Consider the following 24,607-nt stretch of genomic DNA (forward strand, 5'->3'; position numbering starts at 1 on the left):
TTTCCTCAGTACAAGTTAAACTAAAACTCCAGACAAACAACGCGTACCAAAGGTACGCGTTGCCGTTCTAACTTTTTTTACTTCGCCTGACGCTTCTGGTACTCGCTGGCGGCTTTCACGAAGCCTGCAAACAGCGGATGTCCGTCACGCGGCGTTGAAGTAAATTCCGGGTGGAACTGGCAGGCCACGAACCACGGATGGTTAGGCACTTCGATGATCTCGACTAACTGATCGTCCCCGGAGCGGCCCGCAACGCGCAGACCCGCAGCTTCAATTTGTTTCAACAACATGTTGTTGACTTCATAGCGGTGACGATGGCGTTCGGTAATGACCGGCTCGCCATAAAGCTTACGAACCACGCTATCGTCGGACAGCTGGCAGGCCTGTGCGCCAAGACGCATGGTGCCACCCAGATCGCTCTTCTCGGTACGGACTTCGACGTTACCGTCTTCGTCGCGCCATTCCGTAATCAGCGCCACGACAGGGTACTTACAGTCTGGCACAAATTCCGTAGAGTTCGCGTTTTCCATTCCCGCTACGTTGCGCGCAAATTCAATCAGCGCAACCTGCATACCCAGGCAGATACCGAGGTATGGAATATTGTTTTCACGCGCATAGCGTGCAGTGGCGATCTTGCCTTCAACACCACGGTAGCCGAAACCGCCAGGGATGAGAATCGCATCCAGATCTTTGAGAATTTCGACACCGCGCGTTTCAACATCCTGCGAATCAATCAGCTTGATGTTGACGGAGACGCGATTCTTCAGACCACCGTGTTTCAGCGCTTCGATAACTGACTTATAGGCATCCGGCAGTTCAATGTACTTGCCGACCATACCGATAGTCACTTCGCCACCCGGATTGGCTTCTTCGTAAATCACCTGTTCCCATTCAGACAGGTTAGCTTCCGGACAGTTCAAGCTGAATCGTTTACAAATATAATCGTCCAGACCCTGAGATTTCAACAGGCCCGGAATTTTATAAATGGAATCGACATCTTTCATTGAAATAACGGCTTTTTCAGGCACGTTACAGAACAATGCAATTTTTGCGCGTTCGTTCGCTGGAATCGCGCGATCGGAACGGCAAACCAGGATGTCAGGCTGAATACCGATGGAGAGCAGCTCTTTAACAGAGTGCTGAGTCGGTTTGGTTTTCACTTCACCCGCTGCCGCCATATAAGGCACCAGCGTCAGGTGCATGAACAGCGCGTGTTCACGACCAATATCTACCGCCAGCTGACGAATCGCTTCGAGGAACGGCAGGGATTCGATATCACCTACGGTACCGCCGATTTCAACCAGCACAACGTCATGCCCTTCGCCACCGGCAAGGACGCGCTCTTTGATGGCGTTAGTGATGTGTGGGATAACCTGCACGGTTGCGCCCAGGTAGTCACCACGGCGCTCTTTACGCAGAACGTCAGAGTAGATACGGCCAGTCGTAAAGTTGTTACGACGGGTCATTTTAGTACGGATGAAACGCTCGTAGTGGCCAAGATCCAGATCGGTTTCAGCGCCGTCTTCAGTAACGAACACTTCCCCGTGTTGGGTTGGGCTCATGGTGCCAGGATCGACGTTGATGTACGGATCCAGTTTCATCATGGTCACATTGAGGCCACGGGCTTCAAGAATGGCTGCGAGGGAGGCTGCGGCAATGCCTTTACCCAGAGAGGATACGACCCCGCCGGTCACAAAAATATAGTTCGTTGTCATGCTGAACCTGAGAAGTTAGGGTGAAACGATGGAATAACCAGGACGGGAAAGTAGTATACCCGAACACGACGAGCGCCACAAACTTTCATTCTCCGTCTCCACTCCAGGCCATGACAAACATAAGGAGTGAGAAAATAGCCCCTTTTGGGTAAATGTTTTTGACGCAAATCAAGCGCTTGTCATTTAAAAAATCACACAAATTGCGCTTGATCGCAAAATCTCGTTAGAGATCATGTTCCTGGCGTTTTACTTCCTGCCAGACTTCCTCCATCGCGTCGAGGTCAATCCCGCTCATTTCCAGGCCGCGCGAGGCCACAATCCGCTCAACTTCGCGAAAGCGTCGTTCGAATTTAATGTTCGCTTTTTGCAGCGCGGTTTCCGCTTTTACACCGAGGTGGCGCGAAAGGTTGACGGTCGCAAACAGCAGATCGCCCATCTCCTCTTCCAGCTTTGCGTCATCCACCACCGCCTGCTGCGCTTCATGCATCACTTCGTCGATCTCTTCGTGCACTTTTTCCAGCACCGGGCCGAGAGAGGTCCAGTCAAACCCTACCGCCGAGCAGCGCTTTTGAATTTTGTGCGCGCGCATCAGCGCGGGAAGGTTCAGGGGGATATCGTCCAGCGCCGAGTGCTGGGATTTTTCGGCGCGTTCGGCGCTTTTGATCTGCTCCCAGCGAGCCAGTACTTCGGTGCTGTTGCCTGCGGTGGCATCGCCAAAGATATGCGGATGACGACGCTCCAGCTTGTCACTGATAGCGGCGCAGATATCGTCAAAGTTAAAGCGCCCCTCTTCCTGCGCCATCTGCGCGTAGAACACCACCTGGAACAGCAGGTCGCCCAGCTCACCGCGCAGGTCGTCGAAATCTTCGCGCGAAATCGCGTCCAGCACTTCGTAGGTCTCTTCCAGCGTGTAAGGCGCAATGGTGGCGAAAGTCTGCTCTTTGTCCCACGGACAGCCGTTTTCCGGATCGCGCAGGCGTTTCATGATGCCGAGCAGGCGGTCGATTTGAGTCATAGTTCTGTCCTGATGTCAAAATGCCGGGTGGCGGCGTTGCCTTACCCGGCCTACAGATGAGGATGTTTAGCCGCCGTGCAGACGACGCGCGTCAATCACATCCGGCACCTGGTTTAGTTTGCCGAGTACGCGGCCCAGCACCTGAAGGTTATAGATTTCGATAGTCATATCGATGGTGGCAAGCTGCTCGCGGGTATCGCTGCGGCTGGCAACGCCCAGCACGTTGACCTTCTCGTTGGCGAGAATGGTGGTGATGTCGCGCAGCAGGCCGCTGCGGTCGTTGGCAGTGACGCGTACCACCAGCGAGTAACCCGCCGAGTAGCTCTCCCCCCAGACGGCGTCCACGATACGTTCTGGCGCATGCGATTGCAGCTCTGCAAGCTGATCGCAGTCGGAGCGGTGAATCGAAATCCCGCGCCCCTGGGTGATAAAGCCGACAATATCGTCTCCCGGGATCGGCTGGCAGCAGCGGGCAATATGGTGCATGAGGTTACCCACGCCTTCAACCACCACGCGGCCATTGTCCTTGCTGCGCTGCTGCGGAGCGTAGGTTTTCTGCTGGAGCTGTTTCAGCGCGGCCGCATCCTGCTCTGCCGCGCTTGGCTTGTTGAACTGCGCTTGCAGGAAATTCACCATCTGGTTCAGGCGGATATCGCCGCCGCCAATCGCCGCTAACAGTTCGTCGAGCTCGTTGAAGTTGTAGCGAGGCAGCAGGAATTTCTCCGCCTCTTTCAGGCTTATCCCAATATGCTCCAGCTCGTCGTCAAGTATCTGGCGACCGGCAAGGATATTCTTGTCACGATCCTGCTTGCGGAACCAGGCGTGGATTTTAGAGCGCCCACGGCTGGTGGTAACGTAACCGAGGTTCGGATTCAGCCAGTCGCGGCTTGGGTTTGGCTGCTTCTGGGTGATGATTTCAATCTGATCGCCCATCTGGAGCTGGTAGGTAAACGGTACGATACGTCCGCCGATCTTCGCCCCGATGCAACGGTGCCCCACATCGCTGTGGATGTGGTAGGCGAAATCGAGCGGCGTGGAGCCTGCCGGCAAATCAACAACATCCCCTTTCGGGGTAAAGACGTAGACGCGATCGTCGAAGACCTGACTGCGCACTTCGTCGAGCATTTCGCCGGAGTCGGCCATCTCTTCCTGCCACGCAATCAGCTTACGCAGCCAGGCGATACGATCCTCGTGACCCGAGCGCCCGCCTCCGGAGGTGCCTTCTTTGTATTTCCAGTGCGCCGCCACGCCCAGCTCGGCGTCTTCGTGCATCTGTTTGGTACGGATCTGAATTTCCACCGTTTTGCCGCCAGGGCCGAGCACCACGGTATGAATAGACTGATAGCCGTTTGGTTTGGGGTTGGCGACGTAGTCATCGAACTCATCCGGCAGATGGCGGAAGTGAGTATGCACTATCCCCAGCGCGGCATAGCAGTCCTGGAGACGCTCCGCCACGATACGCACCGCGCGCACGTCAAACAGTTCGTCAAAGGCGAGGTGTTTCTTCTGCATTTTGCGCCAGATGCTGTAGATGTGCTTCGGACGCCCGTAGACCTCGGCGCGCACATTCTCCTCTTTCATCGACTGGCGCAGCCCGCTGACAAATTCCTCGATATAGTGCTCGCGGTCAATGCGGCGTTCGTGCAGCAGTTTTGCAATGCGTTTGTATTCCGCCGGATGCAGGTAGCGGAAGCAGTAATCTTCCAGCTCCCACTTTAGTTGCCCGATACCCAGACGGTTCGCCAGCGGCGCATAGATATTCGTACACTCTTTGGCGGCCAGGACGCGCTCGTCTTCCGGCGCATCCTTTACTTCGCGCAGATGGGCAACCCGTTCGGCCAGCTTGATAACCACGCAGCGGAAATCATCTACCATTGCCAGCAGCATGCGACGAACGTTATCCACCTGCTCGGAAGAGACAGAGTCCGTTTGCGCGGCTTTAAGCTGACGAATGGCGGCCATGTCACGCACGCCGTGGATGAGTGCCACGACGGACTGGCCGACGCTTTCACGCAGCACGTCTTCCGTCACCACATCAGCGTCCGCCAGTGGGAACAGCAGTGCGGCCTGTAGCGTTTCGATGTCCATGTTCAGCATGGAGAGAATTTCAACCATCTCCACGCCGCGCCACAACAGCAGTTCAGCGTCCGGATGCCCCTGCGTTGTGCGTAAACAATAGGCCCAGGTTTCGGTTAAGCGTTCACACGACTGCTGGCTGGAAATCCCCAGACTTGCGATCCATTTTTGAGGGTCAAACTCACCAGCTTTATTTAAATGTGCACTTCTTACCGCAACCATCGTCCTCTCCTTTAGGGACAAGGGCCTGTCGAAGTCGACAAGCCAAACTCATTAGATGTGCTCGAACAACACCATCGATTCCAGATGTCCAGTGTGCGGGAACATGTCCAGCATTGCCAGACGCCGAATCTGGTAACCCCCGCTCAATAATGCTTCGCAGTCACGGGCAAGCGTCGCCGGATTACAGGAAACATAGACCACGCGTTCAGGCGCGAGTTTAATTATATGCGGCATCACGCCCGGCGCACCTGCGCGCGCCGGATCGAGCAGGATCTTATCAAAGCCCTGCTTAGCCCACGGTTGCTGAGTAACATCATCTTCGAGATTTTGAAGAAAGAATGTCACATTTTGCAAGCCGTTCTGTTGGGCGTTCTCCCGACCTTTTACGACCAGCGCCTCAACGCCTTCCACCCCGACCACGCTTGCTGCTTTACGGGCCAGCGGCAGGGTAAAGTTCCCCATACCGCAGAACAAATCGAGCACCCGATCGGAGGGTTGTACGTCAAGCCACGCCAGCGCGTTCGCCACCATCTGCTGGTTCACGCCGTCGTTAACCTGGATGAAATCCCGCGGGCTGAACGTTAAGCGTAGTCCGTCTGACGTATACCAGGGCGCTTCACCGGTGACCTGCTCAAGTATCTCGCTTTGCGGCGCGAGGAAAAGCGCCAGCTCATGAGAATGCGAAAAGCGTTCCAGTTTTTCGCGATCCGCCTTTGACAGCGGTGCGGTGTGGCGCAGCACCATCAGCGGGCCACTGTTGGCCAGCACCAGTTCGACATGGCCGAGCGAACGCACTCCTTCCAGCGATGCAAGACAGTGGTGCACGCCCGGGAGCAACGCCTCAAGATGGGGCACCAAAACAGGGCACTGCGTGATGGAGACGATATCGCTGGCGCCGGCTTTGCGAAAACCCATCTCCAGCCGCCCGGTTTTTGGCTGGTAGCTGAGGCTCAGGCGAGCGCGGCGACGGTAGCCCCAGGGCCGATCGGCAATGATGTCATTAACGTCGTGTCCGACCAGGCGAGCCAGCGCGCTGCTTTTACTTTTTTGCTGTAATTCTGTGCTGGCATGCTGTTGCTGACAGCCCCCACAGACGCCAAAATGGGGACAGCGAGGCGTCACGCGCGCCGGGCTATCATTAAGACGGCGCTTGACCTGGCCGCGCGCATACTGACGTTTGTCTTCCGTCAGCGTAATATCTGCGCGTTCTCCTGGCAGCAAACCTGTGATAAACAGTGTCTTACCCTTGTGACGCGCCACCCCCTGTCCAAAAGGATCGAGGTCCGTGGCTTCAACAGTTATGATCTGACGCGTCGTCACGCGTCGTTTTGCAGAGTAGAATTGCGCCATCGCCGAGATTGTTCTCAAATAAACATAATTAGCCTGATTGTCCCATAACGGAACTCCATGACCAACTACAGCCTGCGCGCGCGCATGATGATTTTGATCCTCGCACCTACCGTTCTCATCGGTTTGCTGCTGAGCATTTTCTTTGTGGTGCATCGCTATAACGATTTGCAGAGACAGCTTGAAGACGCCGGGGCCAGCATCATCGAACCGCTGGCTGTCTCCAGCGAGTACGGCATGAACCTGCAAAATCGTGAATCCATTGGTCAGTTAATTAGCGTGCTGCACCGCCGTCATTCAGAGATCGTGCGCGCCATTTCCGTTTACGATGAACATAACCGCCTTTTCGTTACCTCGAATTTCCATCTGGATCCGACGTCGCTGAAAATTCCGGAAGGTACCCCCTTCCCGCGTCATCTTACGGTGCTACGGCGCGGCGATATCATGATCCTACGCACGCCGATTATCTCCGAAAGCTATTCACCCGATGAATCCGCCCAGTCCGATGCGAAGTCCAGCAATAATATGCTGGGATATGTGGCGCTGGAGCTGGATCTCAAGTCGGTGCGACTTCAGCAGTACAAAGAAATTTTCATATCCGGCGTGATGATGCTGTTCTGTATTGGCATTGCGCTGATCTTCGGCTGGCGACTGATGCGCGACGTCACGGGGCCTATCCGCAACATGGTGAATACCGTTGACCGGATCCGCCGGGGTCAGCTCGACAGCCGCGTGGAAGGCTTTATGCTCGGCGAGCTGGATATGCTAAAAAACGGCATCAACTCAATGGCGATGTCGCTGGCGGCTTATCACGAAGAGATGCAGCACAACGTTGACCAGGCCACCTCTGACCTGCGCGAAACGCTGGAACAGATGGAGATCCAGAACGTGGAGCTGGATCTGGCGAAAAAACGCGCTCAGGAGGCAGCGCGTATTAAGTCGGAGTTCCTGGCGAACATGTCGCACGAGCTGCGAACGCCGCTGAACGGGGTGATTGGCTTCACCCGCCTGACGCTCAAAAGCGAGCTGAACCCGACCCAGCGTGACCACCTGCATACCATCGAACGATCGGCTAACAACCTGCTGACCATTATCAACGACGTGCTGGACTTCTCGAAGCTGGAAGCGGGCAAGCTGATTCTGGAGAGTATCCCCTTCCCGCTGCGCAGCACGCTGGATGACGTGGTCACGCTTCTTGCCCACTCATCGCATGATAAGGGTCTGGAACTGACGCTCAATATTAAAAATGATGTGCCGGACAACGTCATTGGCGACCCGCTACGCCTGCAACAGGTCATTACCAATCTGGTGGGCAACGCGATTAAGTTCACCGAAAGCGGCAACATCGACATTCTGGTCGAAAAAAGGTCACTCAGTAATAATAAAGTCCAGATTGAAGTTCAGATCCGGGATACCGGCATCGGTATTCCGGAGCGCGATCAGACGCGTCTTTTCCAGGCGTTCCGCCAGGCCGATGCGAGCATTTCCCGTCGTCACGGCGGAACGGGCCTGGGGCTGGTGATCACCCAAAAGCTGGTGAAAGAGATGGGAGGCGATATCTCCTTCCACAGCCAGCCTAACCGGGGCTCAACCTTCTGGTTCCATATCAATCTTGATCTTAACCCGAACGTGCAGACTGACGGTCCGGTCACCGGCTGCCTGAAAGGGATGCGTCTGGCCTACGTGGAACCGAACGCTGCGGCGGCGCAGTGTACACTGGATATATTAAGCAGCACGCCGCTGGAGGTCATCTACAGCCCGACCTTCTCCGCGCTGGCGAACGATCATTACGATATCCTCTTGTTGGGTATTCCGGTAACGTTTACCGGAGAACTGACCATGCAGCAGGAACGCCTGGCGAAAGCGGCCTCAATGACGGACTACCTGCTGCTGGCGCTGCCGTGCCACGCCCAAATCAACGCCGAAGAGCTGAAAAACGACGGGGCGGCGGCGTGCCTGCTGAAACCCCTCACGGCCACACGACTGTTACCTGCGTTGACCGAGTATTGTCGTCTGACGCATCAGTCCCTGCCGCTGGAGAATGACGAACATAAGCTGCCGATGACGGTGATGGCCGTGGACGACAACCCGGCGAACCTGAAGCTGATTGGCGTGCTGCTTGAGGATCAGGTTCAGCACGTTGAGCTGTGTACCAGCGGCGCCGAAGCCGTGGAACAAGCCAAACAGATGCAGTTCGACCTGATCCTGATGGATATTCAGATGCCAGGCATGGATGGCATCCGCGCCTGCGAGTTGATTCGTCAGCTTCCGCACCAGCAGCAGACGCCGGTGATTGCCGTGACGGCGCACGCGATGGCGGGTCAAAAAGAGAAATTGCTGGGTGCGGGCATGAACGATTATCTGGCGAAACCGATCGACGAAGAGAAGCTGCGCAGCCTGCTGCTGCGCTACAAGCCGGGGCACATTGGCGGGACATACACCATTACAGCTGAATCGCCGGAAATCAGCGTTAACCAGAATGCCACGTTTGACTGGCAACTGGCGCTGCGGCAGGCGGCGGGCAAACCCGATCTGGCCCGCGATATGCTGCAAATGCTGGTGGACTTCCTGCCTGAGATTCGTAACAAGGTTGAAGAACAGCTGGTAGGTGAAAACCCTGAAGGACTGCTGGAAGCCATTCATAAACTGCACGGCAGCTGCGGCTACAGCGGCGTACCGCGGTTGAAAAATCTCTGCCAGCTGCTTGAACAGCAGCTCCGCGCGGGTACGCCAGAATCCGATCTCGAACCGGAGTTCCTGGAGCTGCTGGACGAGATGGACAACGTGACGCGGGAAGCAATGAAGGTGTTGGGGAGCTAAGACAAAAGCCCGGTGGTGCTTCGCATACCGGGCCAACGATTACGGGTGCAGCCTGATACCCTCACTCCCACGGGGAGAGGGTCCCCGGTAATTTGAAAGCAAAAGCGATAACGTTGCCTTCAGAATAGCTAAGGGCTTTTAGCGATGCCTCGGTCCGGCTATAAATCGCTGAGGCGTTTGCCTTCCGGCCGGGGCGAGGCGCAGGGATGCGCCGAGAGGGCGGGCTTTACAGGGATGTTACCTCCGCCCGTCCCCAATAAGCCGGAAGGAATAAGCCGAAGGCACCGCGAAGCGGCGATTTTCCGCCGGAAGCCCGGGTCGCCAGGGTGGTGGCGACTGAGTCACCCTGGCACGTTCACTGGTCATGTCGTGACAGAGTAGCAGGGAACATAAAGTGAACGGGATGACCACCAGAGCCGTATGCTCCCCCTCACCCCAGCCCTCTCCCTCAAGGGAGAGGGGGCCGTCCGTGCAGGCATTATTTTGTGGGGATCCCTCAGCCCACGGGGAGAAGGAGAACTACATTCCCTGTCCCACCTTCAGCACCGCCGCAATATTCCTTGCGGCCATCTGCACATTCTGTTGCGCATTTTCCAGCGCATCCTCCAGCGAGCAGATGGTGTAAATCACACTGAATACGGCGTCCAGTCCGTGCTCATGCACTACGCCAACATCCGCCGTCAGGCTGCCGGCAATGCCGATAACCGGCTTGTTATAGCGTTTCGCTACTCTCGCCACGCCAACGGGCACTTTGCCGTGGATCGTTTGGCTGTCGATACGCCCTTCGCCTGTGATAACCAGATCGGCATCCGCGACCTGTTCTTCAAGATGCAGGGCATCGGTGACAATCTCAATCCCCTGACGGAGCTGTGCGCCGCAAAATGCATACAGCGCTGCCCCCATTCCGCCAGCCGCACCGCCGCCCGCCAGGTTTAAGACGTCAATATCCAGATCCCGGGCGATAATTTTTGCGTAATGCGCAAGCGCGTTGTCCAGCGTCCTGACCATTTCCGGCGTCGCCCCTTTCTGCGGACCAAATACCGAAGAAGCGCCAGTTTCGCCGATCAGGGGGTTGGTTACATCGCAGGCCACTTCAATTCGACAGTCTGCCAGCCGCTTATCCAGCCCGCTAAGATCGATATGCGCAAGGCTTGCCAGTTCGCCGCCGCCCGGCCCAACGGGCTGCGCTTTCGCATCCAGCAGTTTTACGCCCAGCGCCTGCACCATGCCTGCGCCACCGTCATTGGTCGCGCTGCCTCCAATGCCAATAATGATATGCTTAACGCCCGCATCCAGCGCATGACGGATCAGTTCCCCGGTTCCCCAAGAGGTGGTGATTAACGGGTTACGCTTTGCGGGAGCAACAAGCTCCAGACCGCTCGCTGCCGCCATCTCGATAAACGCGCTTTTCCCGTCTCCGGATAACCCGAAAAATCCTTCCACGCGTTCACCCAAAGGCCCGGTAACGGGAACATGGACAAGACGCCCATGCGTGGCTGCCACCATCGCTTCCACCGTCCCTTCGCCACCATCGGCAACCGGTAATTTGACATAGTCCGCTGACGGGAAAATGTCGCGAAAACCGACCTCTATCGCTGTCGCCACCTCCAGCGCGCTCAAGCTTTCCTTATACGAGTCCGGAGCGATAACAATTTTCATAAGCCATCCTTACGCATGTTAGTTACGTTAAGCATACACCACGTAAGGGACCGCCTATGGGAGCGGTCCCAATGCGCTTATCGTACCATGCACGGACGTTTATTGTCGAATGTCCACTCTGGGATCAGGTATTGCATCGCCAGCGCGTCATCACGCGCGCCCAGGCCGTGTTTTTGGTACAGCTCGTGCGCTTTCATGACCTGATCCATATCCAGCTCAACGCCCAGACCCGGCGTGGCGGGAACCTGCACCATACCTCCCTTGATCTCAAACGGCCGTTTGGTCAGGCGCTGGTTGCCCTCCTGCCAGATCCAGTGGGTGTCGATGGCGGTAATGTTGCCCGGCGCAGCGGCCGCCACGTGGGTGAACATCGCCAGCGAGATATCGAAGTGGTTGTTGGAGTGCGAGCCCCAGGTCAGGCCAAACTCGTGGCACATCTGCGCCACGCGAACCGAGCCCTGCATCGTCCAGAAGTGCGGATCTGCCAGCGGAATATCCACCGATTGCAGCGAGAGCGTGTGCCCCATCTGGCGCCAGTCGGTCGCGATCATGTTCGTAGCGGTCGGCAGGCCGGTGGCACGACGGAACTCCGCCATCACTTCCCGGCCGGAGAAGCCCTGCTCTGCGCCGCACGGATCTTCTGCGTAGGCAAGCACGCCTTTGAGCTGCTTACCGATTTTTATCGCCTCATCAAGCGACCAGGCACCGTTCGGATCCAGCGTGACGCGCGCCTGGGGGAAGCGCTTCGCCAGCGCGGCGATCGCCTCTGCTTCTTCTTCACCCGCCAGCACGCCGCCCTTTAGCTTAAAGTCATTAAAGCCGTATTTTTCATACGCGGCTTCCGCCAGGCGCACCACCGCGTCCGGGTTCATCGCTTCCTCATGGCGTACACGATACCAGTCGCATTTTTCGTCCGGCTGGCTCTGGTACGGCAGCGGGGTGAGTTTGCGATTGCCGATAAAGAACAGGTAGCCAAGCATTTCCACTTCGCTGCGCTGTTGGCCGTCTCCCAGCAGGGAAGCGACATTGACGCCCAAATGCTGGCCTAACAGATCCAGCATCGCGGCTTCAATGCCCGTGACCACGTGGATAGTGGTACGCAGGTCAAACGTTTGCAGACCACGGCCACTCGCATCACGATCGGCAAAAGTAGTACGCACGCTCGTCAGCACATTTTTGTACTCGCCCAGCGTTTTCCCCACCACCAGCGGAATGGCATCCTCCAGCGTTTTACGGATCTTCTCCCCGCCCGGGATTTCACCAACACCGGTATGCCCTGAGTTGTCCTTGATTACCACGATATTACGGGTGAAAAACGGCGCATGGGCGCCACTCAGGTTCATCAACATGCTGTCATGTCCCGCGACGGGAATGATTTGCATGGAGGTGACGACAGGGGTAGAAAATGTGCTCATTGTTCGATCCTTTTATCAGTGACGTCCAAATACAGGGCGCTTACGGTCAAATGTCCAGCCGGGGATAAGGTACTGCATCGGACCTGCGTCATTGCGCGCGCCGCCCGGCAGTTTTTTATACGCTTCATGCGCCTTGTGGATCTGATCCCAGTCAAGCTCCACGCCCAGCCCCGGCGCATCCGGTACGGCAATTTTGCCGTTTTTGATTTCAAGTGGATTTTTGGTCAGGCGCGCTTCGCCTTCCTGCCAGATCCAGTGCGTATCGATAGCGGTCGGGTTGCCCGGCGCCGCCGCGCCAACGTGGGTAAACATCGCCAGCGAAATGTCAAAATGGTTATTGGAGTGACAGCCCCAGGTGAGCCCCCAGTCATCGCACAGCTGCGCTACGCGCACCGCCCCGGAAAGGGTCCAGAAGTGCGGGTCCGCCAGCGGAATATCCACCGCATTCAGCATTACCGCATGGCCCATTTCGCGCCAGTTGGTGGCAATCATGTTGGTCGCAACTGGCAGCCCGGTAGCGCGGCGGAATTCGGCCATCACCTCGCGCCCAGAAAAACCCTGTTCGGCGCCGCACGGGTCTTCCGCGTAGGTCAACACGTCGCCCAGCCCTTTGCAAAGCGTAATAGCTTCATCCAGCAGCCACGCGCCGTTCGGATCGACGGTGATGCGTGCCTCCGGGAAGCGTTTTTTCAACGCGCGCACGCTGTCAATCTCCTGCTCGCCCGGCAGAACGCCGCCTTTCAGCTTGAAGTCTCTAAAGCCGTAGCGATCCTGCGCCGCCTCTGCCAGGCGTACCACCGCCTCGCCAGAGAGTGCTTCCTGATGACGCAGGTGATACCACTCGTGGCTGCCCGGCGAGCGTTCCAGATACGGCAGATCGGTTTTAGTCCTGTCGCCAACGTAGAACAGATAACCCAGTACCGTTACCGCCTCACGCTGTTTGCCTGGCCCCAGCAGTTCGCAGACCGGCACGCTCAGTGCCTTACCGAGTAAATCGAGAAGAGCGGCCTCCAGCGCCGCCACTGCGTTAACGCGCAGTTCAAACGTCCAGGCGCCTTTACCGAAGGTATCAAAATCTGCCGACTGATTGCCCTTATGCACCCGCTGAACCACCTTATTCAGACGAGCCACTTCCTGCCCAACCACCTGCGGGATTGCATCGACCAGCGTCTGGTATATCACCTCTCCGCCAGGCGCTTCCCCAACACCGGTATTCCCTGCGCTGTCGGTCAGCACCACGATATTGCGGGTGAACCAGGCGTTATGCGCGCCACCAATGTTGAGCAGCATACTGTCCTGCCCCGCCACCGGGATGACCTTCATCTCTGTCACGATCGGGCTTGATTGCGTTGTCATCATCCGCGCTCTCCAACAGGTTTCAGTTCGATTCGTTTGATGTCACCCACCAGCACCAGGTAACTGAGTACCGCCACCAGCGCATGGACGCCGACATAAATTAGCGCACCATTGAAGGAGCCGGTGGTGCCGACGATGTAACCGATAGCGATTGGGGTGACAATCCCGGAAATGTTGCCAAACATGTTGAACAGACCGCCGCTCAGGCCGCTGATCTCTTTCGGCGCGGTATCCGCCATCACGGCCCAGCCCAGCGCGCCAATGCCTTTACCAAAGAAAGCCATCGCCATAAAGCCGATAACCATCCACTCCGCATTGACGTAGTTACAGAACACCATGGTCATGGAGAGCAGCATGCCGAGCACGATTGGCGTTTTACGCGCGATATTCAGCGAACCGGTACGACGCATCAGCCAGTCGGAGATGACCCCGCCAAGCACCCCGCCCACGAAGCCGCAGATGGCCGGCACGGAGGCGACAAACCCCGCCTTCAGAATCGACATCCCACGCGCCTGCACCAGGTAAACCGGGAACCAGGTGATGAAGAAGTAGGTTAAAGCGTTAATGCAGTACTGGCCGAGATAGATACCAATCATCATACGCGTGCCCACGAGCTGTTTGATCTGCGCCCATTTCTGGCTGAACGGGACTTTTGCTTTATGGGTTTTCTGATCCATGTTGATCAGCGCTCCACCTTCAGCAATGTAGTCCAGCTCTTTTTTGTTCACGCCCGGATGCTGGTTTGGTTCGTGGATCACTTTCAGCCAGATGAAGCTGATGACTATGCCCAGCCCGCCCATGAAGAAGAAGACGTGTGACCAGCCCACCTCGTGCGTCAGCCAGCCCATGATTGGCGCGAAAATAACCGTCGCGAAGTATTGCGCCGAGTTAAAGATCGCTACCGCCGTCCCCCTCTCCTGCGCCGGGAACCAGGCGGCCACAATGCGGCTGTTGCCAGGGAAGGATGGCGCTTCCGCTAAGCCCACCAGGAAGCGGAGGGTAAAGAGCGCAATGATAATCCCGAAGCCGCTGAAGATGTCCACGAAGCCCTGTAACAGGGTAAACATTGACCAGATAAAAATGGACCAGAAATAGACACGTTTTGAACCGAAGCGGTCCAGCAGCCAGCCGCCAGGGATTTGGCCGATTACATAGGCCCATGAAAATGCGGAGAAAACATAACCCATACCCACCGGATCAAGTCCGATATCTTTTGCCATCTCAGAGCCGGCAATGGATAACGTGGCACGGTCGCCGTAGTTGAAAGAGGTGACGATAAACAGCATCACCACTATCCAGTAGCGGGCGTTGGTGCGCTTCTCAGCGCTGCTCGCCGCGTGGCTTAATGTACTCATTGTTGCACTCCTGAAACATAGCTTTCGCCTGGTTCATTCTGTACAGCACCTGTAGGGTAATCAGAATGAGAGATTTGTGTTTGGTTTTGGTACGGCCCGAAGCCGTTTTATAGTGACGGGAAAAGTATATGAAGGAGTGACCGGTTCTCTCACCGTGCAGGAACACAACATTGACGGGCGTGGGGAACGTGGTTTGGGGCATAAGCCCAAAGTGGTGGAAGATACTTCACGGAATTGAGGATAGGGTGCGGCTTCGTTGCCGGGCGGCGGCTTCGCCTTACCCGGCCTGAAAGACCCGTAGGCCCGCGCAAGCGAAGCGCCGCCGGGCAGAATGTTATTTGAGAAGTGTGGCCCAGTTCTCCACCCACGGGTTCGACTCGCTTTCTGGCTCAGGATGTTCACCCGCATCAATCAGCAACATCTCTCCGACGCGCTGAGCGCGCTGTTCCTGCAACAGCGCGTCGAACTGCTTACCGCCGCCGCAGTAATTGGCATAAGCGCTATCGCCGAGGGCAATGATGCCATAGTGAACATCTGGCTGATAGCCAAGCTGGTCTTTAATGGCCTGGAAAAGCGGGACGATGCTGTCCGGGAGATCGCCCTGCCCGGTAGTGGAGGTCACCACCAGGATGTATTTATCTTTATACTTTTCCCAGTCCGCCAGCTCAGGATCTTCATAAACCGTTGCTTTATGGCCCTGGTTTACGAGGATTGCTTCCGCTTCCTCCGCCACCAGCAGCGAGTTGCCGTACATCGTGCCGACAAAAATGCCTACTTCAGCCATGCTTTGCTCCCGTCATTATTGCGTTTGCTGTTCATCCTGAACGTTGCCTGCGGCAAACTCAACCCTTTCATTTTCGGGGAGTTGTCCCAGCCAGCCAAACTGTGACAGCGCCTGCATCCAAACCTCATCCAGCCCCGCGCGAATAACCAGCGGCTCGCCGGTAAACGGGTGCGTCAGGGTTAGCTCGCTGGCGTGCAGCATCAGCCGGTTGCAGCCAAAATGTTCTGCCGCGCTGCGGTTCTGGCGCAAATCGCCATGCTTACTGTCGCCGATAATCGGGTGTCGCAGGTGCGCAAGGTGGCGGCGAAGCTGGTGCTTGCGCCCGGTTTTGGGCAAAAGCTCAACCAGACTGTATCGTGTGGTCGGAAATTTGCTGGTCGCCACCGGCATTTCCGTGGTCGCCATACCGCGATAGTCGGTTACAGCAGGCTGCGGGCCTTTATCTTCGCGGGCAAATTTATCGGCAATTTTATCCAGTTCCTCCACCAGGGGATAATCAAGCGTGGCGGCGTCCGTCAGCCAGCCACGCGCAATAGCGTGATAGCGTTTCTGGATCTGGTGCTGTTCAAACTGCTGCGCCAGCAGGCGCCCGGCCTCACTGGAAAGCCCCATCAGCAGAACGCCAGAGGTGGGCCTATCCAGACGGTGGGCGGTAAAGACGTGCTGACCGATTTGATCGCGCACGGTCTGCATGACCACCACTTTCTCATCGCGATCGAGCCAGCTCCGGTGCACCAGCCAGCCGGACGGTTTATTCACCGCCACTAACCACTCATCCTGATAAAGGATCTCAAGCGTCATACATCGTCACCGGCGAAAAGCGCATCCAGCTTTTCCAGCTCTACCAGCATCATTGCGCGCGCCGGGTGGGTTGTTTCCAGCGCCATTTCGTAATAGGGGGAGACGGCAAAAGACGCGGGCAACGCGTGGCCACCCTCCAGCAGCGCGTGCATACGCGGAATTAATACCCACTGGAGCCACTCAAACGGGGCCAGCGTATCCAGACAAAACGGTTGGGTGCTGGCGAACGCTTCTGGCTGCGGCGCATTATCCTGCCACAGCTGATGCTGGCGCATAAGGGCTTCGATGGCGTGCAACTGCGCACGAACGCTATCGTGATGCGACATATATACCTCAACTGAAAAACGGAATGGCGCGAAGCATAGCATTGCGGAAGACAGAAATAAAAAAAGGGAGCACTGTAAAAACAGTGCTCCCGGTTCGTTTCGCAGCATTCCAGCTACAATACGTGCTCCCTGCTCGTCCGTGACAACTTTTCCTGATGCCCGAAGGCCTGGTCATCCTTTTACCTTTTGCTTCCTGCTCACATCATCCTGATGTGTAGGTTTCATCCTGAAACGTCCTGGCCATCCTGACCCACCGACCATCCCGATCGGCTCTCGTTCTCCTTCCTGGAGGTGTCCCTTACGCATCCTGCGTGATCCACTTTGCTTCATCCTGAAGCCTTCCTGCGGCGTCATCCTGACGTGTTCCTGGTAAGAAACGTCATCATCCTGATGTTCGTTTCTCGTGTCGGCATCCTGTCGACACAGATAGAATCCGCTATTCTGCTTCGTCTTACAACCCACCTTGTGAGCAATGTCAGCCAGGCGAAACGGGAGAACACTTGCCAGAAGGCCACTAACTCTTTGAAAGAAAAGTTAATATTAATCTGAAATTCCTAAGACAATGCTAATTGTTTCGGCGATGTCTCACAGAGCGTGTAAGAGATCTCTCACACGCTCAGTAGCATAATGGATTACAGAAGTGGCTCAAGTCGGGTAAGGAAATCCGCAAGTGAAGGCGCGAGAACATCGCGATTGCGGGTGCCGAGCGTTTCTTTAATGACCTCGCCAGACAGGTTGCAGACAGATATAACGTCCAGTTCACTGTCGAGCGTCGCAATAAAGAGAGTCGGAGAAAGCTTAAGACGTTTTTGCGTGACCAGGTGACCGATAAGGTTTTCCTGAACGCGTTGAAGATCGTCTTCGCTCCAGGTTTGCAGCAGCGTCAGCGGCTGTCGTGCAAAACATGCCGTCATATCTCCGGCAAACTGCGTGGTATAAAATGCATGAAGCGCAGGTTGTATCACAATGTCCATTGCGCGTTCAACCGCATTTACATTCTGCTCGCCCGTGAACGGTTTCGGTTGCCAGATAACGTAATCATCCTGCGAAGCGAGTATGCACGGTGACGGCACGCCATATAAATCAGTACTTTGCGGCCAAGTCCCCCGCTTTTCATGCCAGGCATCGCAATAGCGGGTCGTGAAGGACGTCAGGGCATTTGCAGTTTCGATATCCACCGATTTCTCTCTTCTTGTAAGACAGGATAAACTCAGCCCATAAGTGTACCTGTAAAGTGGCTATGAAACATGTCTTACGAAAATCATCAGGCGTTAACGGGCTTAACGCTGGGTAAATCGACCGATTACCGCGACACCTACGATGCAAGCCTGCTGCAAGGCGTGCCGCGCAGTCTGAACCGCGATCCGCTCGGGCTGCACGCTGACGCGCTGCCGTTTGTCGGCGGCGACATCTGGACGCTGTACGAACTCTCCTGGCTGAATGCGCGCGGTCTGCCGCAGGTGGCCGTGGGCCATGTCGAGCTGGATTTCGCCAGCGTAAACCTGGTCGAATCCAAGAGCTTTAAGCTCTATCTCAACAGTTTTAACCAGACCAAATTTAACAGCTGGGACGAGGTACAACAGACGCTTGAACGTGATTTAAGCGCGTGCGCGCAGGGGAACGTAACCGTCTCGTTATACCGTCTGCATGAGCTGGAAGGGCAGCCTATCGCCCATTTCCACGGCACCTGCATCGACGATCAGGACATTGAGGTGGAAAGCTATGAATTTAGCACCGACTACCTGGAAAACGCGGCGGGCGGTAAAGTGGTTAACGAGACGCTGGTCAGCCATCTGCTGAAATCCAACTGCCTTATCACCCATCAGCCGGACTGGGGCTCGGTACAGATCCAGTACCGCGGCCCGCAGATTGATCGTGAAAAGCTGCTGCGTTACCTGGTGTCATTCCGGCATCACAACGAATTCCACGAACAATGCGTGGAGCGCATCTTCAACGACATCCAGCGTTTCTGCCAGCCCGAAACGCTGAGCGTTTACGCCCGCTATACCCGTCGCGGCGGCCTGGATATCAACCCGTGGCGCACCAATACCGATTTTGTGCCCGCCACCGGACGGCTGGTGCGCCAGTAAGATAAATTTTTTCACAATATGCGGGCGGTATTCCGCCCGAAGTGTTGTGAAACGTCATAAGCCAGGGCTATTGTAATCAACAGGGAAAGACGATAATCGTCCCGTAAGGAGCTCACTTGATTACACATATTAGCCCGCTTGGCTCTATGGATATGTTGTCGCAGCTGGAAGTGGACATGCTTAAACGCACTGCCAGTAGCGACCTTTATCAACTGTTTCGTAACTGTTCACTTGCCGTACTGAACTCCGGAAGCCTGACCGACAACAGTAAAGAGCTGCTGTCCCGCTTCGAAAGTTTTGATATCAACGTGCTGCGCCGCGAGCGCGGGGTGAAGCTGGAAGTGATCAACCCGCCGGAAGAGGCGTTTGTCGACGGGCGTATTATTCGCTCACTTCAGGCTAACCTGTTTGCCGTGCTGCGCGACATCCTGTTTGTTAACGGCCAGATCAGCAACGCCGGTCGTTTCCAGCATCTTGACCTGGAAAGCTCCGTTCATATCACCAACCTGGTTTTCTCCATTCTGCGTAACGCCCGTGCCCTGCACGTGGGTGAAGCACCGAACATGGTCGTCTGCTGGGGTGGTCACTCCATTAACGAAACCGAATACCTGTATGCCCGCCGCGTGGGGACGCAGCTCGGCCTGCGCGAACTGAATATCTGTACCGGTTGCGGTCCTGGTGCGATGGAAGCGCCAATGAAAGGCGCGGCAGTAGGACACGCGCAGCAACGCTATAAAGAAGGCCGTTTTATCGGCATGACCGAGCCGTCGATCATCGCCGCTGAGCCGCCTAACCCGCTGGTTAACGAACTGATTATTATGCCGGATATCGAAAAACGTCTTGAGGCGTTTGTCCGTATCGCGCACGGCATCATCATCTTCCCGGGCGGCGTAGGTACGGCTGAAGAGCTGCTTTACCTGCTGGGGATCCTGATGAACCCGGCCAACAAAGATCAGGTTCTGCCGCTGATCCTGACCGGCCCGAAAGAGAGCGCCGACTACTTCCGCGTACTGGACGAGTTTATCGTGCATACGCTGGGCGAAGACGCGCGCCGTCACTACCGCATTATCATTGACGATGCCGCAGAAGTGGCTCGTCAGATGAAAAAAGCGATGCCGCTGGTGAAAGAGAATCGTCGTGATACCGGGGATGCCTACAGCTTTAACTGGTCTATCCGTATCGCACCGGATCTCCAGATCCCCTTCGAGCCGTCGCATGAGAACATGGCGAACCTCAAACTCTATCCGGATCAGCCGGTGGAGGTGCTGGCTGCCGACCTGCGTCGCGCCTTCTCAGGCATCGTGGCGGGGAACGTGAAAGAGGTAGGGATCCGTGCGATTGAAGCGTTCGGGCCATATAAGATCCACGGTGACCCGGAGATGATGCGCCGCATGGATGACATGTTGCAGGGCTTTGTCGCTCAACACCGCATGAAGCTTCCAGGCTCTGCCTATATTCCGTGTTACGAAATCATCAAGTAAAGCGACATTTCTCTCCTCTTAAGCCGGATCGTCATCCGGCTTTTTATTAGCGATGCAATTCATAGCGATCTTCAATGTTATTAACAAATCTGCCGCCCGCGCAAACGATTACCTCGTTTTTGAAAGCGTAAATAATCAGGCTTAAGCCAAATTATCCGTCAGAAAATACTAAAATCCCATTTCTTTACAGCGAAAGACACCTATCTCACGGATTCACCTTTTCGAAAACATGTCGTTAATGGTAGCCTTCGCGCCCGTAAATTCTCTTTGATGTTTTTTTAACAGATAAATGGTCTAAAGATACCCACATCATAAGTGGATTATTGCATTTGGGATCGCGATCACTGATAGATTCATAACTAGAATGTATCTTTCCGCCCGCCAATAGTTACGGGCAAAAATTATTAAAAAACCGTCACTGAACGAATTTCATATTACCGTCAGGCACTTTTTCATCGGATTTGACTAACAACCTGACAATTTGCTTCCTCCAGGAGATACAGATGGAAACCACTCAAACCAGCACCGTTGCTTCGATTGAATCCCGAAGCGGTTGGCGCAAAACGGATACCATGTGGATGCTTGGCCTGTACGGCACAGCAATCGGCGCTGGTGTACTGTTCCTTCCTATCAACGCAGGTGTCGGCGGCCTGATCCCGCTGATCATCATGGCAATCATCGCCTTCCCGATGACCTTCTTTGCACACCGCGGTCTGACCCGCTTCGTGCTGTCCGGTAAAAACCCGGGCGAGGACATCACTGAAGTCGTTGAAGAACACTTTGGCGTCGGCGCAGGTAAGCTGATAACCCTGCTCTACTTCTTTGCGATTTACCCGATTCTGCTGGTTTATAGCGTTGCTATCACCAACACCGTTGAAAGCTTCATGATGCATCAGCTTCAGATGACCCCGCCGCCGCGTGCGATTCTGTCACTGATCCTGATCGTCGGTATGATGACCATCGTGCGCTTCGGCGAGCAGATGATTGTGAAAGCGATGAGCGTGCTGGTGTTCCCGTTTGTGGCGGCTCTGATGTTGCTGGCTCTGTACCTGATCCCACAGTGGAACGGCGCTGCGCTGGAAACCCTGTCTCTGAGCAGCGCATCCACGACCGGCAACGGCCTGCTGCTGACCCTGTGGCTGGCGATCCCGGTAATGGTGTTCTCCTTCAACCACTCGCCAATCATCTCTTCCTTCGCAGTAGCGAAGCGTGAAGAGTACGGTAATGGCGCAGAGAAGAAGTGCTCCAGCATCCTGGCTCGCGCGCACATCATGATGGTACTGACCGTAATGTTCTTCGTATTCAGCTGCGTGCTGAGCCTCTCCCCGGCGGATCTGGCGGCGGCGAAAGAGCAGAACATCTCTATTCTGTCTTACCTGGCAAACCACTTTAACGCACCGCTGATTGCGTGGATGGCGCCGATCATCGCAATTATCGCCATCACCAAATCCTTCCTGGGCCACTACCTGGGCGCACGTGAAGGCTTCAACGGCATGGTGATTAAATCTCTGCGTGGTAAAGGCAAGACCATTGAAATCAACCGTCTGAATAAAATCACCGCGCTGTTCATGCTGGTGACCACCTGGGCGGTAGCCACCCTGAACCCAAGCATTCTGGGCATGATTGAAACCCTGGGCGGCCCGATTATCGCGATGATCCTGTTCCTGATGCCGATGTACGCGATTCAGAAAGTGCCTGCGATGCGTAAATACAGCGGCCATATCAGCAACGTGTTCGTTGTTGTGATGGGTCTGATTGCCATCTCCGCTATTTTCTACTCGCTGTTCAGCTAATACCTCCTGCGCCGTCTGCGGACGGCGCACTTCTCCCCTCTGACTGAAGCAATGGACGCATCATGATTAGCGTATTCGATATCTTCAAAATCGGTATTGGTCCTTCCAGCTCTCACACCGTCGGACCAATGAAAGCCGGTAAACAATTCACGGATGACTTGATTGCACGCGGCATTTTGCACGACATCACCCGCGTGGTTGTCGATGTATATGGTTCCCTTTCCCTGACCGGTAAAGGCCACCATACTGATATTGCCATTATCATGGGGCTGGCGGGTAATCTGCCGGATACCGTTGATATTGATGCAATACCTGGCTTTATCCAGGACGTGAACACCCACGGTCGTTTGCTTCTGGCGAACGGCGAGCATGAGATTGAATTCCCGGTTGATCACTGCATGAATTTCCATGCGGATAACCTGTCGCTGCACGAGAATGGCATGCGCATTACCGCGCTGGCCGGCGACAAAGCGGTTTACAGCCAGACGTATTACTCCATCGGCGGCGGGTTTATCGTCGACGAGGATCATTTTGGTCAAAGCACTAATTCTGCCGTTGACGTGCCGTACCCGTACAAAAACGCGGCCGACTTACAGCGTCACTGCCAGGAGACAGGGCTTTCTCTCTCCGGCCTGATGATGAAAAACGAGCTGGCCCTGCACAGCAAAGAGGAGCTGGAACAGCACTTCACTAACGTCTGGGAAGTGATGCGCAGCGGCATTGAGCGCGGGATCACCACCGAAGGGGTCCTGCCGGGTAAACTGCGTGTTCCGCGTCGTGCGGCTGCGTTACGCCGCATGCTGGTCAGCACCGACAAAACCACCACCGACCCGATGGCCGTTGTCGATTGGATCAACATGTTCGCGCTGGCGGTGAACGAAGAGAACGCCGCGGGAGGCCGCGTCGTCACTGCACCAACCAACGGGGCGTGCGGCATTGTTCCGGCGGTCCTGGCGTATTACGACAAGTTTATCCGCGAAGTGAACGCAAACTCCCTCGCGCGCTACCTGCTGGTCGCGAGTGCGATTGGCTCACTGTACAAGATGAACGCCTCAATTTCCGGCGCGGAAGTAGGCTGTCAGGGTGAAGTGGGCGTAGCCTGCTCTATGGCCGCGGCGGGTCTGGCCGAGCTGCTGGGCGCAAGCCCTGCGCAGGTTTGTATCGCGGCGGAAATCGGCATGGAACATAACCTGGGGCTGACCTGCGATCCGGTCGGCGGACAGGTCCAGGTGCCATGCATCGAGCGTAACGCCATCGCCTCTGTGAAAGCGGTGAACGCGGCCCGTATGGCGCTGCGTCGTACCAGCGAACCGCGCGTCTGCCTCGACAAGGTTATCGAAACCATGTACGAAACCGGTAAAGATATGAACGCCAAATACCGCGAAACCTCCCGCGGCGGCCTGGCGATGAAGATCGTTACCTGCGATTAAGCCTCTCAGGAAGCCTCGTTTTGCGAGGCTTCTTCCCGTTTTCCTCACCATTCATAGTTTCATGCTGCGCTCAGTGTTACCCTTCACCCATTAGACAGAAGGGAGATTATCTGTGGCCGTTCATTTGCTTATCGTCGATGCACTTAACCTGATTCGCCGTATTCATGCGGTACAGGGCACCCCCTGCAAGGACACCTGTTTACACGCGCTGGAGCAGCTCATTCGCCATAGCGAACCCACCCATGCTGTTGCCGTATTCGACGATGAAGCACGCAATACCGGCTGGCGGCACCAGCGCCTGCCGGACTACAAAGCCGGACGTGCGCCGATGCCGGACGATCTGCACGCAGAAATGCCCGTGATTCGCGCGGCCTTTGAACAGCGCGGCGTTCCGTGCTGGGGCGCCCACGGTAATGAGGCTGACGATTTAGCCGCAACGCTGGCGGTTAAGGTCGCGAGCGCCGGGCATCAGGCGACTATCGTTTCAACCGACAAAGGCTACTGCCAGCTGCTCTCTCCAACGATCCGCATCCGGGACTACTTTCAAAAACGCTGGCTGGACGCGCCATTCATTGCCGGCGAGTTTGGCGTATCGCCTGAGCAACTGCCGGATTACTGGGGGCTGGCGGGGATCGGCAGCGCTAAAGTGCCGGGCGTCGCCGGTATTGGACCCAAAAGCGCCGCACAGCTGCTGACAGAGTTTAAGAGTCTGGAAGGAATCTACGCCATGCTTGATGAAGTGCCGGAAAAATGGCGCAATAAGCTGGAGGCGCATAAAGAAATGGCGTTTATCTGCCGGGAGGTGGCGACGCTACAGACTGATTTACAGCTGGACGGGAATTTACAGCAGTTAAGGTTAGAACGTTAAAACAACTACACGATTTTGTAGGCCCGGTAAGCGCAGCGCCACCGGGCGTTACAA

18 protein-coding genes are annotated in these 24,607 nt (G+C 55.9%); 6 read left to right on the forward strand and 12 right to left on the reverse strand.

The annotated features are described in order from the left end of the window. Window positions 1-77: 77 nt before the first annotated feature. The 4 genes from pyrG to rlmD form a co-directional block, all read right to left on the reverse strand. Window positions 78-1,715 carry a glutamine hydrolyzing CTP synthase gene (pyrG, locus tag G6Q29_RS14495; RefSeq protein ID WP_003862718.1) on the reverse strand — a complete coding sequence of 546 codons (1,638 nt, stop codon included), beginning with the start codon at window positions 1,713-1,715 and terminating at the stop codon, window positions 78-80. Between the two features lie 223 nt (window positions 1,716-1,938). Continuing rightward, window positions 1,939-2,730, reverse strand: a complete 792-nt coding sequence (gene mazG, locus G6Q29_RS14500) for a nucleoside triphosphate pyrophosphohydrolase (RefSeq protein ID WP_165466174.1) — start codon at window positions 2,728-2,730, stop codon at window positions 1,939-1,941. 66 nt (window positions 2,731-2,796) lie between these two features. Continuing rightward, window positions 2,797-5,028, reverse strand: coding sequence for a GTP diphosphokinase (gene relA / locus G6Q29_RS14505; protein ID WP_165466175.1), 2,232 nt, complete (start codon window positions 5,026-5,028; stop codon window positions 2,797-2,799). 51 nt (window positions 5,029-5,079) lie between these two features. Continuing rightward, a complete protein-coding gene (gene rlmD / locus G6Q29_RS14510) occupies window positions 5,080-6,378 on the reverse strand; it encodes a 23S rRNA (uracil(1939)-C(5))-methyltransferase RlmD (RefSeq protein WP_165466176.1) in 1,299 nt (432 codons plus the stop codon). Window positions 6,379-6,435: 57 nt separating this feature from the next. Between rlmD and barA the strand changes: the two genes are divergently transcribed. Further along, window positions 6,436-9,195: a two-component sensor histidine kinase BarA gene (gene barA / locus G6Q29_RS14515; protein WP_165466177.1), complete on the forward strand. Its 2,760-nt coding sequence runs from the start codon at window positions 6,436-6,438 to the stop codon at window positions 9,193-9,195. 519 nt (window positions 9,196-9,714) lie between these two features. Here barA and G6Q29_RS14520 read toward each other — a convergent pair. The 8 genes from G6Q29_RS14520 to syd form a co-directional block, all read right to left on the reverse strand. Next, complete coding sequence (locus G6Q29_RS14520) at window positions 9,715-10,854, reverse strand: glycerate kinase (protein ID WP_165466178.1); 1,140 nt, start codon at window positions 10,852-10,854, stop codon at window positions 9,715-9,717. Between the two features lie 77 nt (window positions 10,855-10,931). Then, window positions 10,932-12,269: a glucarate dehydratase gene (gudD, locus tag G6Q29_RS14525; RefSeq protein WP_165466179.1), complete on the reverse strand. Its 1,338-nt coding sequence runs from the start codon at window positions 12,267-12,269 to the stop codon at window positions 10,932-10,934. 15 nt (window positions 12,270-12,284) lie between these two features. Continuing rightward, complete coding sequence (locus G6Q29_RS14530) at window positions 12,285-13,625, reverse strand: enolase C-terminal domain-like protein (RefSeq protein WP_165466318.1); 1,341 nt, start codon at window positions 13,623-13,625, stop codon at window positions 12,285-12,287. Next, complete coding sequence (gene gudP, locus G6Q29_RS14535; RefSeq protein ID WP_165466180.1) at window positions 13,625-14,980, reverse strand: galactarate/glucarate/glycerate transporter GudP; 1,356 nt, start codon at window positions 14,978-14,980, stop codon at window positions 13,625-13,627. The genes G6Q29_RS14530 and gudP overlap by 1 nt, the downstream gene beginning before the upstream one ends. A 334-nt stretch (window positions 14,981-15,314) precedes the next feature. Further along, window positions 15,315-15,764 carry a flavodoxin gene (locus tag G6Q29_RS14540; protein WP_165466181.1) on the reverse strand — a complete coding sequence of 150 codons (450 nt, stop codon included), beginning with the start codon at window positions 15,762-15,764 and terminating at the stop codon, window positions 15,315-15,317. A gap of 15 nt (window positions 15,765-15,779) precedes the next feature. Further along, complete coding sequence (gene truC, locus G6Q29_RS14545; protein ID WP_165466182.1) at window positions 15,780-16,565, reverse strand: tRNA pseudouridine(65) synthase TruC; 786 nt, start codon at window positions 16,563-16,565, stop codon at window positions 15,780-15,782. Next, complete coding sequence (locus tag G6Q29_RS14550; protein ID WP_165466183.1) at window positions 16,562-16,891, reverse strand: YqcC family protein; 330 nt, start codon at window positions 16,889-16,891, stop codon at window positions 16,562-16,564. The genes truC and G6Q29_RS14550 overlap by 4 nt, the downstream gene beginning before the upstream one ends. A gap of 632 nt (window positions 16,892-17,523) precedes the next feature. Further along, window positions 17,524-18,069 carry a SecY-interacting protein gene (gene syd / locus G6Q29_RS14555; protein ID WP_165466184.1) on the reverse strand — a complete coding sequence of 182 codons (546 nt, stop codon included), beginning with the start codon at window positions 18,067-18,069 and terminating at the stop codon, window positions 17,524-17,526. Window positions 18,070-18,138: 69 nt separating this feature from the next. Between syd and queF the strand changes: the two genes are divergently transcribed. The 5 genes from queF (at window position 18,139) to xni (ending at window position 24,553) form a co-directional block, all read left to right on the forward strand. Further along, on the forward strand, window positions 18,139-18,981 hold the full coding sequence (queF, locus tag G6Q29_RS14560) for an NADPH-dependent 7-cyano-7-deazaguanine reductase QueF (RefSeq protein ID WP_165466185.1): 843 nt from the start codon (window positions 18,139-18,141) through the stop codon (window positions 18,979-18,981). Window positions 18,982-19,097: 116 nt separating this feature from the next. Next, entirely contained in the window at window positions 19,098-20,462 is a 1,365-nt protein-coding gene (gene ppnN, locus G6Q29_RS14565; protein ID WP_165466186.1) for a nucleotide 5'-monophosphate nucleosidase PpnN, read from the forward strand. Between the two features lie 503 nt (window positions 20,463-20,965). Beyond that, window positions 20,966-22,255 (forward strand): HAAAP family serine/threonine permease, encoded by a 1,290-nt coding sequence (locus tag G6Q29_RS14570; RefSeq protein WP_165466187.1) that lies wholly within the window; start codon window positions 20,966-20,968, stop codon window positions 22,253-22,255. Window positions 22,256-22,317: 62 nt separating this feature from the next. Continuing rightward, the gene (locus G6Q29_RS14575) at window positions 22,318-23,685 is read left to right on the forward strand and encodes an L-serine ammonia-lyase (RefSeq protein ID WP_165466188.1); all 1,368 of its coding nucleotides are present in this window, start codon (window positions 22,318-22,320) and stop codon (window positions 23,683-23,685) included. Between the two features lie 112 nt (window positions 23,686-23,797). Further along, window positions 23,798-24,553, forward strand: a complete 756-nt coding sequence (xni, locus tag G6Q29_RS14580; protein WP_165466189.1) for a flap endonuclease Xni — start codon at window positions 23,798-23,800, stop codon at window positions 24,551-24,553. Window positions 24,554-24,607 lie beyond the last annotated feature (54 nt).

This window comes from Enterobacter cloacae, from assembly GCF_011078175.1.
In the GTDB taxonomy this organism is placed as follows: Bacteria; Pseudomonadota; Gammaproteobacteria; order Enterobacterales; family Enterobacteriaceae; genus Enterobacter; species Enterobacter cloacae_Q.